The sequence below is a fragment of the Arthrobacter sp. UYEF21 genome, from assembly GCF_040546085.1.
Taxonomy (GTDB): domain Bacteria; phylum Actinomycetota; class Actinomycetes; order Actinomycetales; family Micrococcaceae; genus Arthrobacter.
This window is the reverse complement of the sequence record NZ_JBEPNF010000056.1, coordinates 1-1,124: the sequence shown is the minus strand read 5'-3', so window position 1 is coordinate 1,124 and position 1,124 is coordinate 1. Positions and strand designations below refer to the sequence as shown.

Genomic DNA, 1,124 nt, shown 5'->3' with positions numbered 1-1,124 from the left:
ACCCCTCACCAAAGGAAGCGGGCCCGGGGCCAACCAGACCGGGACCCGCTTCCCCATGCACTATTGACATTCGCGCCTACATATCAGGGCGTGTCTCCTAATGGCTGGGTAGGCTATTTGGCAAGATTTAGGGGTGAGTTCGCGATACGCCTTGTTGTCTGATGCCCAGTGGGAGTTCGTTGCCCCGTTGATGCCTGATTCGTCCGGCAAACCGGGACGGCCTTTCGATGACCACCGGTTGATGACCGAGGGCATCATTTACCGCTACCGGGCAGGTATTCCGTGGCGTGATCTCCCGTCGCATTTCGGGTCGTGGAAGACCGTATGGAAGCACCACCGCCGCAACAGCGCCAGCGGGACCTGGGACAAGGTACTGGCTGCATTGTTGACCCGCGCCGACGCGCAAGGGCTGATCAACTGGGAAGTGTCGGTGGACTCCACGGTCAACCGCGCCCACCAGCACGGCACGAACCTTCCCCGCCACACAGGGGGACCTCTCGAATTACAGGAATCTGCTTGATGAGCCTGACGATCATGCCATCGGACGCTCCCGCGGCGGCCTGACAACCAAGATCCATGCCCTGGTAGACGGCAACATGCGCCCCTTGGTCCTGCTCCTGGGGCCCGGTCAGGGCGGGGACTCGCCCATGTTTGAAAACCTCATGGATGCCCTCAAAGTCGAACGGGAAGGTCCCGGACGGCCCCGCAGCCGCCCGGACCGGGCCATGGCTGACAAAGCCTACTCATCCAAAGCAATCCGGACATACCTGCGCGGGCGCGGCATTGAATGCGTCATCCCAGAAAAGGACGACCAGAAAGCCAACCGGAAACGCAAGGGCTCCTCCGGCGGACGCCCTGTCACCTACGACAAGGAAGCCTACAAACGGCGCAACGTCGTCGAGCGCAGCTTCAATACCCTCAAGCAATGGCGATCCCTGGCCACCCGCTACGACAAACTGGCTCTCACCTACCGCTCAGCAGCCGTTCTGCACGCCGTCGTCATCTGGAGCACCGCATTAGGAGACACACCCTAGTAGTACTTAGTTAGGTCGGCGTGGCGGCTTTTAATCCCTGACCGATCCTGTTAATTTTCGAGGCATGAAACCGGATGAGCTTGCCGAGAC

The 1,124-nt window shown here is 60.6% G+C and carries 1 pseudogene; it reads left to right on the top strand.

From position 1 onward, the window contains the following. Window positions 1–190 precede the first annotated feature (190 nt). A pseudogene (locus ABIB27_RS19335) lies at window positions 191–1,034 on the top strand (IS5 family transposase). The last annotated feature ends 90 nt before the right edge of the window (window positions 1,035–1,124 follow it).